General features: G+C 72.2%; 11 protein-coding genes. 6 read left to right on the plus strand and 5 right to left on the minus strand.

What is annotated here, in order from left to right; genetic code table 11:
* Window positions 1-23 precede the first annotated feature (23 nt).
* From FB470_RS23460 to FB470_RS23475, 4 genes are all read right to left on the minus strand, one after another.
* Entirely contained in the window at window positions 24-455 is a 432-nt protein-coding gene (locus tag FB470_RS23460; RefSeq protein ID WP_306994858.1) for a roadblock/LC7 domain-containing protein, read from the minus strand.
* Window positions 452-1,672: a sensor histidine kinase gene (locus FB470_RS23465; RefSeq protein WP_306994860.1), complete on the minus strand. Its 1,221-nt coding sequence runs from the start codon at window positions 1,670-1,672 to the stop codon at window positions 452-454. The genes FB470_RS23460 and FB470_RS23465 overlap by 4 nt, the downstream gene beginning before the upstream one ends.
* A 226-nt stretch (window positions 1,673-1,898) precedes the next feature.
* Complete coding sequence (locus FB470_RS23470; protein ID WP_306994862.1) at window positions 1,899-2,678, minus strand: MSCRAMM family protein; 780 nt, start codon at window positions 2,676-2,678, stop codon at window positions 1,899-1,901.
* A complete protein-coding gene (locus FB470_RS23475) occupies window positions 2,675-5,143 on the minus strand; it encodes an MFS transporter (protein WP_306999442.1) in 2,469 nt (822 codons plus the stop codon). Before FB470_RS23475 ends, FB470_RS23470 begins: the two co-directional genes overlap by 4 nt.
* Before the next feature lie 379 nt (window positions 5,144-5,522).
* Here FB470_RS23475 and FB470_RS23480 point away from each other — a divergent pair, with 379 nt between their 5' ends.
* Together FB470_RS23480 and FB470_RS23485 are read left to right on the plus strand one after the other, a co-directional pair.
* Window positions 5,523-6,386 (plus strand): amidohydrolase family protein, encoded by an 864-nt coding sequence (locus FB470_RS23480; protein WP_306994864.1) that lies wholly within the window; start codon window positions 5,523-5,525, stop codon window positions 6,384-6,386.
* Window positions 6,387-6,415: 29 nt separating this feature from the next.
* Window positions 6,416-7,948 carry an AMP-binding protein gene (locus FB470_RS23485; protein WP_306994866.1) on the plus strand — a complete coding sequence of 511 codons (1,533 nt, stop codon included), beginning with the start codon at window positions 6,416-6,418 and terminating at the stop codon, window positions 7,946-7,948.
* Here the strand turns inward: FB470_RS23485 and FB470_RS23490 are convergent.
* Window positions 7,938-8,405 (minus strand): mycothiol transferase, encoded by a 468-nt coding sequence (locus FB470_RS23490; RefSeq protein ID WP_306994868.1) that lies wholly within the window; start codon window positions 8,403-8,405, stop codon window positions 7,938-7,940. The two genes, FB470_RS23485 and FB470_RS23490, sit on opposite strands and share 11 nt — an antisense overlap.
* A 1,330-nt stretch (window positions 8,406-9,735) precedes the next feature.
* On the opposite strand from FB470_RS23490, the gene FB470_RS23495 reads away from it, so the two are divergent.
* Genes FB470_RS23495 through FB470_RS23510 form a run of 4 tightly spaced genes read left to right on the plus strand, consistent with a single transcriptional unit; the run spans window position 9,736 to window position 12,781 of the window.
* Complete coding sequence (locus FB470_RS23495; RefSeq protein ID WP_306994870.1) at window positions 9,736-10,779, plus strand: aromatic ring-hydroxylating dioxygenase subunit alpha; 1,044 nt, start codon at window positions 9,736-9,738, stop codon at window positions 10,777-10,779.
* A complete protein-coding gene (locus FB470_RS23500; protein ID WP_306994872.1) occupies window positions 10,776-11,000 on the plus strand; it encodes a hypothetical protein in 225 nt (74 codons plus the stop codon). The genes FB470_RS23495 and FB470_RS23500 overlap by 4 nt, the downstream gene beginning before the upstream one ends.
* Window positions 10,997-11,956, plus strand: a complete 960-nt coding sequence (locus tag FB470_RS23505) for a PDR/VanB family oxidoreductase (protein WP_306994874.1) — start codon at window positions 10,997-10,999, stop codon at window positions 11,954-11,956. The genes FB470_RS23500 and FB470_RS23505 overlap by 4 nt, the downstream gene beginning before the upstream one ends.
* Window positions 11,957-11,974: 18 nt before the next feature.
* On the plus strand, window positions 11,975-12,781 hold the full coding sequence (locus FB470_RS23510; RefSeq protein ID WP_306994875.1) for an IclR family transcriptional regulator: 807 nt from the start codon (window positions 11,975-11,977) through the stop codon (window positions 12,779-12,781).
* The last annotated feature ends 3 nt before the right edge of the window (window positions 12,782-12,784 follow it).

Here is a 12,784-nt window from a genome sequence, read left to right on the forward strand (position 1 = left end):
TGATCACATCCTGTCGGGACCGCTCAGGCCTGGGGCCGGCGGCCGGTGAGCACACGGCGCAGGTCCGCGCGCATCTCGGGGGTCAGCGCGTGGCCCGCGCTGGAGACGAACTGGGTCATCTCGTACGCGACGACCTTCATGTCGCAGTCGGGCGTGGTCAGCACGGCCAGCCCGGCCTGCGTGTCGATGCCCATGAACAGGAAGTACCCGTGGGTGAGCCGGATGATGATCTGCTCGCAGGTGCCCTTGTCGAACAGCGCGGCGCTGTTGCGCGCGAGGCTGAGCAGGCCGCTGGCGATCGCCGCGAGCTGCTCGCGCTCCTCGGTCGACATGTCGTCCGACGCGGTCAGCGGGAACCCGTCCGACGACATGATCAGCGCGTGCGACACGCCGTGCACCTTGCGGACGAAGTCGTTGATCAGCCAGGTGAAGTCCTGGCCGGTGTCGGCGGTCACTGCTGCTTCTCCCCGGGTTCGTCGGCGCCCTGCTGCTCCCGTGCCTCGCGCTCACCGGCGGTGAAGGCACCGAGATCGGCGAGCAGTTTCTCGTGCCCGGCCGCGCGGTCCTCGGCAGGGGCCGGCCCCGCCGGCTCCGGCGCCTGGCCGGTGGGGTTCTTCAGGCTGTGCGAGACCCGGCGCGGCAGCCCGCTGGCCGTGGTGCCGCCGACCATCGAACCGGGCTGGGGGCGGTGCGGCTGCGGCGCCGGCTTCGGCGGGGGCGCGGCCGGGGTGCGCTTGGGCAGGCCGGAGCGCGACCGGGCGGGCGCGGGCGCCTCGGCGACCGCGGTGCCGCGCGGCGCCTGCGGGAACACCACCGTCTGCTGACCGGACCAGGTCGCCTCCGGCAGGTCGGCGATGAGCCCGGCGGGCAGCAGCACCGAGGCGGTGGTGCCGTGCGGGACGCGCCGGTCGAGCCAGGTGCGCATGCCGTGCCGCGCGGACAGCCGCCGCACGACCGCCAAACCCATGTGGCGCACCGCGGAGTCGTCCAGCACCGGTTCGCCGGAGAGGCGGTCGTTGAGCTCGGCCAGCCGGTCCGGCGGCAGTCCGATGCCCTCGTCCTCGATCCGCAGCAGCACGCTGCCCTGCTCGGTCAGGTGCGCGCTGACGCGCACCGGCGTGTTGGGCGCGGAGGACTTCGTCGCGTTGTCGAGCAGTTCGGCGAGCAGGCGGCTGAGGTCCTCGCTGGCGAACCCGACCACGCCCAGCGACACGACGCGCCCGATGGTGACGCGGCTGTACTGGTCGATCGACGACATCGCGCCGCGGACGGCGTCGACGAGCGAGGTGGTCTCGGTGGTCGCGTCGGTGGCGTCGCGGCCGGCGAGCACGCGCAGGTTCTCCGCGTTGCGGCGCAGCCGCGTCGCGAGGTGGTCGAGGCGGTACAGCTCGCCGAGCCGGTCGGTGTCCTCCTCCCTGGCCTCCATCTCCTCCAGCTGCGACAGCAGGGAGTCGACCAGGTTGAGGTCCCGCAGCGCGACGTTCGCGCACAGCGCGGCGAGCGCTTCCTCGGCCGCGCGTTCGCGTTCGGCCTGCGACGGCGACTGCGCGACGACCGGCGGCCGCGGTGGCGGCTGCGTGGGTGGGGGACCGAAGAGCTGCGAAGCCGCTTCCCGTGAGCGGTCCAGCAGCGCGCGTGAGCGGATGAGCAGGTCTCGAGCACGCGTCGCCATGTCGTCCTAACTGCCTGGGTTCGTCACGTGCGAAGGGCCTGCCGCCACGGGAACACCGGCCCCGCGTCTGGTCGCACCCCCGCGCCGGTACACGCCATGCAACCACTCCGACCCGGTCCGTGTCCACCACTCTCCGCGATCTTGACGCACCGTGGCCGGGGGGTGCACGCATGGTGCAGCACGGCCGTTTCCCCTGGCGGGCCAGGGGAAACGGGCTGATCACACCTCAGGCGAGGTGCATGTCGAGACGGGTGCGCCCGTGCCCGGCCCGCACCGCCCGCCGGACCGGTGCGTAACTGGTAGCGACGACGGTGTAGGTGCCGGGATCCAGGTCGTGGAAAGCGTACCGGCCGTCGTCGCCGGCGTGCGTGCTGCGCACGACGTCGCCCGACTCGTCCAGCAGGCTCACCGTGATCCGCGGCCACGGCCGCGGCGCCTCGGGCACGTGGACCGAACCGCGGATGACCGCCGCGTCGGCGAGGTCGACGTCCTGACGCACCGCCGCGTCGGTCATGGTGACCGCGACGGCCGTCGGCCGGTATCCGGGTGCGTTCACGGCGAGCGTGTAGGACCCGGCGGGCAGCGCGCCGAAGGAGTACTCGCCGCTCTCCCCGGACAGGTACGAGCCGATCACCTCGCCCCGGAAGTCGGTCAGCGTCACCGTCGCGCCCATGACGGGCACGCCGGTGGAGTCGGCCCGCACCACGCCGCCGAGCCCGGTGGCGCCGGTCATCACCAGGTCCAGGCCGGCCGGCGCGTCCCCGACGGTCACCGTGGCCGCCTCGGGCCGGAACGCGGGCGCCGACGCGATCAGCACGTAGACACCGCGACCCGGCGCGGGCAGGCGGTAGGTGCCGTCGTCGCCGGTGGTGGCGCGGGCGACCTGCTGCCCGCTCGAATCGACGAGCGTGACGGCCACGCCGGGCAGCGCCGCGCCCGTCTCACCGCGCACGCGTCCGGCCACCTCGCCGCCGCGGGCCTGCCGCGGGATGGGCCCGCCGGTCATGACCGCGCCTGCTCGGGCCGCCCGGACAGCAGGTCGACGTCGACGGTCGCCTGCTCGCCGCCGGCGAGGTCGACCTGCCGCACCGCGGGTTCGAACAAGCTCGTGACGACGGTGTAGTCGCCGGGCGCCAGCCCGGTCAGCTCGTAACCGCCGTGTTCGTCGGTGACGGTCTCCGCGGCGAGCTCGCCGGTGGCGTCGGACACCGTGATCCGCGCGCCGGGCACGGGCTGCCCCTCCGGGCCGGTCACCGTGCCGTGCAGCGCGCCCGCCGCCTGGACGAGCAGGTCGGCGACGGCGGGTTCGCTGCCCGACACCGCGACGGTGGCCGCCTCCGGGCGGTGGCCGTCGAGGTGCGCGGTCACGGTGATCTCCCCGGCGGGCAGGCCGGTGAGCTGGAACGCGCCGTCGTCGAGGGTGCGGGTCTGGCCGACGACCCGCCCGCTGCCGTCCGTGGCGACGACCGCGGTGTCGCCGATGCCCGTGCCGCCGGGGGAGCGGCGCACGATGCCGGTCACCGTGCCGCCGCCGGCGACCACGAAGTCGCGGACCGCGCCGGCGCCCTGGACGGTCACGGTGGCCGCCTCCGGGCGGAACCCGGTGGCGGTGACGATGAGCGTGTACGTCCCGGTGGACAGGCCGGACACGGCGTAGGTGCCGTCGGCGGCGGCCCGGGCGCGGCCGACCTGGTTGCCGTCGGGACCGGTCACGGTCACCACGCCGCCGGCGAGCGCGCTGCCGCCCGCGGTGCGCAGGCGCCCGGCGATGCGGCCCGGGCCCGTGGTCACCGCGTCGTGCTCGCTGACGTCGACGATCTCGCCCGCGGCCGCGGCGAGTTCCGATCCCGCGGTTTCGTGCGCCTGGCCGGGCGCGGCCTTGCGCGCCGAGCCGGTGAACCACGACGCGAGCGCGGCGACGACGGACGCGATGATCGCGAACCAGAACGCGGCGGTCAGGCCGTCGGCGAACGGGCCGGAGATCAGCTGCGGGAAGAAGCTGCGGCCGGTGAGGTAGGTGGCCTGGTCCGGCGGCAGCGTGTGGAGCACACCACCGAGCAGCTGCTCGATCGGGTTGTAGCCGAGGAACGCGGCGAACAGAACGCCGACCGGCGGCAGCGACGCGATCTGGCTGGCGTCCGCGGCCGGGACGCCGTGGGCGGCCAGGCCCTGCGCCATCGCGGTCGGCAGGTGGTCGGCCAGGCCCGCGATCATCAGGCTGAAGAAGAAGCCGATGGACAGCACCATCGCCGAGTTCTGGAACGTCGCGGTCATGCCCGCACCGGCGCCGCGCGCGTTGTTCGGCAGGCTGTTCATCACCTCGGCCCGGTTGGGCGAGGTGAACAGGCCCATGCCGAGGCCGTTGAGGAGCAGGATCGCGGCGAAGGCCCAGTAGTTGAAGTCGACCGGCAGAACCTCGAGCAGGACGAAGCTGACCGCGGTGACCAGCATGCCGCCGGTCGACAGCAGCCGCCCGCCGATGCGGTCGGAGATGATGCCGGAGACCGGCGCGGAGACGAGGAAGCCGATCGTCAGCGGCAGCATGTAGATGCCGGCCCACAACGGGGTCTTCTCGAAGCTGTAGCCGTGCTGCGGCAGCCAGATGCCCTGCAGCCAGATGATCAGGACGAACTGCAGGCCGCCGCGGCCGAGCGAGGCGAGCAGGTTGGCCAGGTTGCCGAAGGTGAATGCGCGGATCTTGAACAACCCGAGGTTGAACAGCGGGTTGGCCACCTTGGTCTCGATGATGCAGAAGACGATGAGCACGACGACACCGCCGATGAGGCAGGACAGCACGAACGGGCTCGTCCAGCCCATCGTGTGCCCGCCGTAGGGCTGGATGCCGTAGGTGATGCCGACGAGCACGGCGATGAGGCCGACCGCGAAGGTCAGGTTGCCCCACCAGTCCATCTTCGCGCGGTGCCGCTCGCTGGTGTCCTTGAGCTTGAGGTAGGCCCAGATCGTGCCGAACACGCCGAAGGGCACGGAGACGAGGAAGACCAGCCGCCACTCGACCGGGCCGAGCAGGCCGCCGATCACCAGGCCGAGGAAGGAGCCCGCGATCGCCGCGACGCCGTTGATGCCCAGCGCCATGCCGCGCTGGTGCTTGGGGAAGGCGTCGGTGAGGATCGCGCTGGAGTTGGCCATCAGGAACGCGCCGCCGATGCCCTGCACGATGCGCCAGACGATCATCCAGATCGCCGCCGTGCTCCCGCTCATCCAGGTGACCGCGAGGAAGATCGACGAAACGGCGAAGACGGCGAATCCCAGGTTGTACATCCGGACACGTCCGTACATATCGCCCAGACGTCCGAAACCGACCACGAGCACGGCGGTGACGACGAGGAAGCCCATCATCATCCACAGCAGGTAGCTGGTGTTCGACGGCTCCAGCGGGTTGATGTCGATCCCGCGGAAGATGTCGGGCAGCGCGATGAGCACGATCGAGGAGTTGATCGTGGCCATGAGCATGCCGAGCGTGGTGTTCGACAGCGCGATCCACTTGTACCGGGGCCCGAGCTCGCCGGATGGGCGCCGGTGTGAACCGGGGGCCGGGAGAGTCTGCGAGGCAGACTGCACTTCCATCACTCCAACCAGGGAAGTTCGTCGCCGTTGACCGGTGCGGAAAATTAGTTGACCTATGCTAACTGATTTCCACCGGAACGGGTGACCCGGCTCGCAGAATGGGAGTGCGTGATCCGGATCGCACCCGTCCGGAGCATTCGGCGGAAATGCCGCCAGGGCGCGTGAAAGCGACATTTTGCCTGTCCGTCTCCGGGTCGCCGCGGACCTCCCGGCCTGCGGAAGCGCCGTTGACAACCCGGGATCGATATCAGTAGACCTGATACCTATGGATCCCACGCAGCTCGAGGCGATCGACGTGCACGTCCACGTCGAGACCGACGCCCACGGGCACCTGTCCCTGCCGGACGACTTCGTCGAGGCCTCCTCCGCCTACTTCGGCGCCGAGGAGAGGCTGCCCACGATCGACGAGATCGCGCGGTACTACCGCGAGCGGCGGATCGGGGCGGTCCTGTTCACCGTCGACATCGAGGCGTTCACCGGGCACCCCGCGCTGTCCAACGAGGAGATCGCCGAGGCCGCGGCCAGGCACCCGGACGTGCTGCTGCCGTTCGCGAGCATCGACCCGGCCAAGGGCAGGGCCGGCGCGCGGCGGCTGGAGCGGCTGATCACCGACCACGGGGTGCGCGGGCTGAAGTTCCACCCGAGCCTGCAGAACTTCGCGCCCAACGACCGCAGCGCGTACCCGCTGCTGGAGATCGCGCAGGAGCACGGCCTGCCCGCGCTGTTCCACACCGGACAGACCGGCATCGGTGCGAACATGCGCGGCGGCGGGGGCGTGCGGCTGGGCCTGTCCGACCCCATGCTGCTGGACGAGGTCGCGATCGACTTCCCGGACCTGACGATCATCATGGCCCACCCGTCGTTCCCGTGGCAGGACGAGGCGCTGGCGGTGGCGACGCACAAGCCGAACGTCCACATCGACCTGTCCGGCTGGTCGCCCAAGTACTTCCCGCCGCAGCTCGTGCGCTACGCCAACAGCCTGCTGCAGGACAAGGTGCTGTTCGGTTCCGACTACCCGCTCATCACGCCCGACCGGTGGATGGCCGACTTCGCCGAGCTCGACATCAAGGAGCACGTGCGGCCGAAGATCCTCAAGGACAACGCGGTCCGCGTGCTCAACCTGGCCTGAGGTTTCCGCCGGCTCGACGAGGAGTCAGGATGATCTACCGCAGCCCGTTGCCCGACGTGGAGATCCCGGACGTCACGCTCACCGAGTACGTGATCGGCGGCGCGGCTCGCTTCGGGGACGCGCCCGCCGTGGTGGACGGCGTGACCGGCGAGACGCTCACCTACGCCGGGTTGCGGTCCCAGGTCGGGTCCGCGGCCGCGGGGCTCGCCGCGCACGGCGTCGGGCCGGGCGACGTCGTCGCACTGATGAGCCACAACCAGCCGCGGTTCGTCGTCGCCCTGCACGCGGCGATCGCGGCCGGTGCGGCGGTCACCCCGATCAACCCGGCGTTCACCGTGGGGGAGATCGAGAAGCAGCTGCGCCTGTCGAAGGCCCGGATGCTGATCGCCGCGGAACCGGTGGCGGACAAGGCGCTCGCGGCCGCCGGCGGGGCGGAGGTGGTCGTGCTGGGCGAGCACGACGGTGCGCTCCCGTTCGACGCGCTGCTCACCCGTGGGACGGCGCCGCGGCTCGGCCTCGACCCGGCGACCGCGGTGGCGGTGCTGCCGTTCTCCAGCGGCACCACGGGGACGCCGAAGGGCGTGCGGCTGACACACCGCAACCTCGTCGCCAACCTGGCCCAGACCCGCGCCGGGTGGCGGATCGGGCCGGACGACGTGCAGGCCGCCGTGCTGCCGTTCTTCCACATCTACGGGTTCACGATCATCCTCAACTCGGGTCTGCTGGGCGGGGCGAAGGTGGTGACGCTGCCGCGCTTCGAGCTCGACGGGTACCTGCGGGCGCTCGCCGCGCACCGGGTCACCCGCGCCTACTTCGCGCCACCGATGGTGCTCGCGCTGGCGACCGCGCCCGAGGTGTCCGGCCACGACCTGTCCAGCCTGCGGTTCGCGCTGTGCGGGGCCGCGCCGCTGGACGTGGAGGTCACCGAGCGCGCGCAGCGCCGGCTGGGGTGCCTGATCCGGCAGGGCTACGGCATGACCGAAGCCAGCCCGGGCACGCACCAGGTGTTCGACGACGAGTTCGCGTCGACACCGCCGGGCAGCGTCGGCCGGTTGTCGCCGAACACGCTGGCGCGGGTGGTCTCACCCGGCACGGACACCGACGTCGCGCCGGGCGAGACGGGTGAGCTGCTGGTCCGCGGGCCGCAGGTGATGGCCGGCTACCTCGACGACCCCGGCGCCACGGCGGCGACCGTGGTGGACGGCTGGCTGCACACCGGCGACCTGGTCCGCGTCGACTCCGACGGGGTGTTCTGGATCGTGGACCGGCTCAAGGAGCTCATCAAGTACAAGGGCTACCAGGTGGCGCCGGCCGAGCTGGAAGCCGTGCTGCTGACCCATCCCGCGGTGCTGGACGCCGCCGTGGTGGGGGTGCCGCACCCGGAGGGCGGGGAAGCGCCGAAGGCGTTCGTCGTCGCGTCCGCGCCGGTCACCGGGGCGGAGCTGATGGCGTTCGTGGCCGCGCGGGTGGCGCCGTACAAGAAGGTGCGCGAGGTCGAGTTCGTCGAGCGGATCCCGAAGTCGCCGACGGGCAAGATCCTGCGCCGGCTGCTCAAGGGGTGACCGTGGCCCGCAGGATGTCGCGGGTCAGCTCGAGCTGACCGTGGTGCTGGGCCAGCTCCTCGAAGACGTGCACGAGGGCCGCGCCCTGCCGCCGTCCGACCGGGGTGGCGGCGTACTTGTCCGGCACCGGGCCGCGGGGCGGGGCGTCGAAGTCGGCCGTCCCGGTGTCGCGGCGCAGCTGCTCCCTGGCCTGGGCGAGGCGTTCCAGGAGCGGCGCGACCGGCCCGGATGCCGTGAACTCGGCCTCCCGGTCGCGGTGGACGGTGCGGCCGGCGACGACCTGCCCGGCCCAGGCCGCGATCACGCCGAGGCAGTGGTTGACGATCGCATAGGGCGTGTTCGCGCCCGGCAGGCCGGGTCGCGTGTTGGCGAGGTCGTCGCCGAGCTCGGTCAGGATGGCCGCCATCCCGTCGAGCGCGCGGTCGGTGAAGAACAGGAAGCTCTCGTCGTCCAGCATGATCGTCATTGTCCCGGAAACGGCGGTCCCCGCCGGGCGGCGGGGTCTGCCCGGTTTCGGTTCGACCGCTCGGCGAACGCGAGCCCTGTCCGGGAGGACGGTGATCGGGCCTGGTGGCCGACGTCCTCGCCGATCAGGCCAGGATCGCGGCGTTCATCGGCGGTGGCGGTTGTGTTGCTGCTGGGGGCGATCGGGATTGGTGGGAGTGATCGGGCCTGCTGGAGGTGACCGGGCCGTTGAACGGGGCTGGTTCGCCGTGGACGAGCCTCGTGCAGGGCGTGGTGTTCGTCATTGCGTCGACGCTGGTGGCCTTCGGGGGTGGCGAGGTCCCTTCCTGGCTTCATAGCTGGCGGGTCGATGGTTACGGTCGCCGTGCCATGAGTGCCCGTGCCATGAACGGACCGTTCAAGGGCCGACCGTTGCCCCGACGACGCTCGCCACTGCATGAATGGTCCGTTCATGGCCCTACCGTTGGCGCAACGACGTTCGCCACGGCTTGGATGGTCCGTTCGTGGGCGCACCGTTGGCCCGACGACGCTCGCCACTGCACGAATGGTCCGTTCATGGACCGGCCGTTGGCCCGTTGGTGCTGGCCGCTGCGTGAGCGGTCCGTTCGTGCCCCCGCCGCTGGCCCATCGGGGCTCGCCGCCACGTGAACGGTCCGTTCGCGCCCGCCGCTGCCCACGGCACGAACGGTCCGTTCGCACCCGACGCAACCAGGCGGCCCTCCGCACACCGAACCAAGCCCAGTCGGCCCGCCCACCGAAGCCGGCCCGCCTCGGGAAGAACCATCCCGAGCGGCCCCCCAAACGAGCCCACCTCAAGCGGGCCCGCCTGACGCTGGTCCACCGAAGCCGCCCACCCCAAGCCGGCCCACCTCAAGCAGGCTCACCGGAGCCAGCCCGCCCCGAGTGGTACCACCCCGCGCAGCACCCAAGCCGGCCCACCCCGCGCAGGTCCACTCCGAGCGACCCCCCGAGCCAGCCCACCTCGGGCCGGTCCACCTCAAGCGGGCCTTCCAAGCTGGCCCACCCCACGCCGCCCCACCTCAAGCGGGCTCACCCGACGTGGGCCACCGAACCCGGCCCACTCCGAGCGGTCCCTGAGCCGGCTACCTCAAGCGGGCCCGACCGGCACCAAGCCGGCCCACCCCAAGCCGACCCACCTCCAGCGGGCCCGCCCCACAGCAGAACCACCCCGCCGAACCACAACCACCACACCAGAACCACCCCGAACAACACGCCCGCCTTTCACCAGATGAAAACGCGCCTCGTCCCGCCCTCCGGCACTGGCGACAGTGTGCACACCATCTACACCAGAGGAGTTGCGGATGAGTGCGTTCGTGCGGAACCAGTGGTATGTCGCGGCCTACGGCACCGAGGTGGGGCGCGGTCTGCTCGCCAGGACGATCCTCGGCGAGCCCATCGTCTTCTACCGGACCACCGCGGGGGACGTCGTGGCCCTCGCCGACCGGTGTGTGCACCGCCGCTTCCCGCTGTCCGAGAGCCGCCTCGACGGCGACCGCGTCGTGTGCGGCTACCACGGCTTCACCTACGACCCCTCCGGCACCTGCGTGTCCGTGCCGGGCCAGACGCGCGTCCCCCGCACCGCGCGCGTTCCGTCCTACCCCGTGGCCGAACAGGACTCCTTCGTGTGGGTGTGGATCGGCGACCCCGCCCGCGCCGACAACTCCCTCATCCCGCGCGCCCCCTGGCTCGCCGACCCCGCCTACACCACCGTCCGCGGCAGGGAACCCCTCGCGGCGCGGTACGAACTCCTCGTCGACAACCTCATGGACCTCTCCCACGAGACCTACCTCCACGGCGGCTACATCGGGACCCCGGAAGTCGCCGACACCCCCATCACGACCGAAGTGGACGAAGAGCGCCGCGTCATCTACGTCAGCCGCCACATGGCCGACGCCGCCTGCCCGCCCTTCTACGCCAAGTCCACCGGCATCGAGGGCCGCATCACGCGCTGGCAGGACATCGAGTACCACCCGCCCTGCCTGTACCTCCTCCACAGCCGCATCGCCCCCGCCGGCGTGCTGCCCGGCGCGGACGGCACCGACCCGCACGGCTTCCACGTCGAGGTCGTCTACGCGATCACGCCGGAAACCGAGCACTCCACCCACGACTTCTGGGCCGTGGCACGGGATTTCGCCCTCGGCGACCAGGAGGTCTCCGACTTCCTCGCCGAGAACAACCGCACCGTGGTGCTCCAGGACGTCGAGGCGCTCGACGTCCTCGAACGGGTCATCCAGCACGAACCGGACGGCTACCGGGAACTTTCCGTCAACATCGACACCGGCGGACTGGCCGCCCGCCGCATCCTCGAGAAGATGGCCGAACCGGACAGGGCCGCGGCGCGATGACCGAACGCACCGCCGTGCTGCACGGCGACACCGTCTACCGCATCCACTGGAAACTCGGCACCGACCTGCTGGTGGGCGTCTGCTTCTGCGGCGCCGAACACGAATCGGACGACCCGGTCGAGCTGTGGGACTGGCTGCTCGCACACCCCGGCGGACACGACGACCCGCCACCGGCGCCGACCGCGGACCCGGTGCTCACCGGCGCGGGGAGGACACGATGACCACCGCGCTCGGGTCCGAAGTGGACCTCGACGTTCTCCTGGAACGCAAAGAAGAACTCGCCGACGGCGTGGTCCGGCTGACGCTGCGCCCCCCGGACGGCCGCCCACTGCCCGAGTGGGAACCGGGCGCGCACCTGGACCTGCTGCTCGGCGAGAACCTGGTGCGCCAGTACTCGCTGTGCGGCGACCCGGCCGACCGGTCGGTCCTGCAGATCGCGGTGCTGCGCGAACCCCACGGCCGCGGCGGATCGGCTCACGTGCACGACCGGCTCGCCCCGGGCGACCGCGTCCGGGTTCGCGGCCCCCGCAACCACTTCCGGCTCGTCCCGTCAGCGGAGTACCTGTTCATCGCCGGCGGCATCGGCATCACCCCGATCGTCCCGATGATCGCCCGCGCCGAGGCCGGCGGCGCCGCCTGGCGGCTCGTGTACGGCGGGCGCACGCGCAGCTCGATGGCGTTCCGCGCGGAGCTCCGCGCCCGCTACGGCGACCGCGTCGAGATCCGGCCGCAGGACGAGACCGGGCCGCTCGACCTCGACGCGCTGCTGGGCAAGCCCCGCGAGGGCGTCGCGGTGTACTGCTGCGGCCCCGAGCCCCTGCTGGCCGCGGTCGAACAGCGCTGCGCCGCCTGGCCACCGGGATCCCTGCACGTCGAACGGTTCTCGCCCAGGGCGGACGAGGGGGAATGGACGTCGTTCGAGGTGGAGCTGGCCGCCTCCGGCCGCACGGTCACCGTGCCCGCGGACAAGTCGATCCTCGAGGCCGTCGAGGACGCCGGCGTCCCCGTGCTGTTCTCCTGCCAGGAGGGCACGTGCGGCACGTGTGAGACGCCGGTGCTCGACGGCGTGCCCGACCACCGGGACTCGCTGCTCACCGACGAGGAACGGGCGGCCAACGACACGATGATGATCTGCGTGTCGCGCTCGTGCGGGCCGAGGCTGGTGCTGGATCTGTGACCGGGGCAGGATGATCGGGTGGACAGCGACGTCCGGACGGTGACCGGCAAGGTGCTCGCGCTGCTGGGCGCGTTCACGCCGTCCTGCCCCGAGCTGACGCTGTCCGAGCTGTCCCGGCGCGCGGGCCTGTCCCTGGCGACGACGCACCGCCGGGTCGCCGAGCTGGTCGCGTGGGGCGCGCTCGAACGCGGGGAGGACGGCCGGTACCGCGTCGGGCTGCGGTTGTGGGAGGTCGCGTCGCTCGCGCCGCGCGGGCTGGGCCTGCGTGAGGCGGCGATGCCGTTCCTGGAGGACCTCTACGAGGTCACCCACGAGAACGTGCAACTGGCCGTGCGCGAGGGGTTCGAGCTGGTGTTCGTGGAACGGATCTCCGGCCGCCGGGCCGTTCCGGTGTGGACGCGGGTGGGCGGCCGGTTCGCCTTGCACGCCACCGGCGTCGGCCTCGCTCTGCTCGCCCACGCGCCCGCCGAGGTGCAGGAGGAGGTGCTGGCCGCGCCGTTGCGCGCCTACACGGACAAGACGGTGACGAGCCCGGCGCGGCTGCGCGAAATGCTGGACGCGGTGCGCCGCAACGGTTACGCCGTCAGCGACGGGCAGGTGACGACCGACGCCGTCTCGGTGGCCGCACCGGTGCGGACCGACGGCGCGGTGATCGCCGCCGTGTCGCTGGTCGTCCACGCCGACGGCGCCCAGCCCGCCGCCCTCGCGCCGCTCGTGCAGGCCGCGGCGCGGGGGATCGCGCGGGCCTGCGGCTCGCCGAGCGGGGCGCGGGTCTTCCCCCGCGCACCGGTCGTCTCGGCGGCCACCGACAGATCCCGGCGCTAACGT

This window comes from Amycolatopsis thermophila (assembly GCF_030814215.1).
Classification (GTDB): domain Bacteria; phylum Actinomycetota; class Actinomycetes; order Mycobacteriales; family Pseudonocardiaceae; genus Amycolatopsis_E; species Amycolatopsis_E thermophila.

Excerpts from the sequence above, each read along its gene's own strand:
- FB470_RS23465 (WP_306994860.1), bottom strand. The coding sequence starts at position 1,672 with ATGGCGACGCGTGCTCGAGACCTGCTCATCCGCTCACGCGCGCTGCTG.
- FB470_RS23470 (WP_306994862.1), bottom strand. The coding sequence starts at position 2,678 with ATGACCGGCGGGCCCATCCCGCGGCAGGCCCGCGGCGGCGAGGTGGCC.
- FB470_RS23475 (WP_306999442.1), bottom strand. The coding sequence starts at position 5,143 with ATGCTCATGGCCACGATCAACTCCTCGATCGTGCTCATCGCGCTGCCC.
- FB470_RS23480 (WP_306994864.1), top strand. The coding sequence starts at position 5,523 with ATGGATCCCACGCAGCTCGAGGCGATCGACGTGCACGTCCACGTCGAG.
- FB470_RS23485 (WP_306994866.1), top strand. The coding sequence starts at position 6,416 with ATGATCTACCGCAGCCCGTTGCCCGACGTGGAGATCCCGGACGTCACG.
- FB470_RS23490 (WP_306994868.1), bottom strand. The coding sequence starts at position 8,405 with ATGCTGGACGACGAGAGCTTCCTGTTCTTCACCGACCGCGCGCTCGAC.
- FB470_RS23495 (WP_306994870.1), top strand. The coding sequence starts at position 9,736 with ATGAGTGCGTTCGTGCGGAACCAGTGGTATGTCGCGGCCTACGGCACC.
- FB470_RS23500 (WP_306994872.1), top strand. The coding sequence starts at position 10,776 with ATGACCGAACGCACCGCCGTGCTGCACGGCGACACCGTCTACCGCATC.
- FB470_RS23505 (WP_306994874.1), top strand. The coding sequence starts at position 10,997 with ATGACCACCGCGCTCGGGTCCGAAGTGGACCTCGACGTTCTCCTGGAA.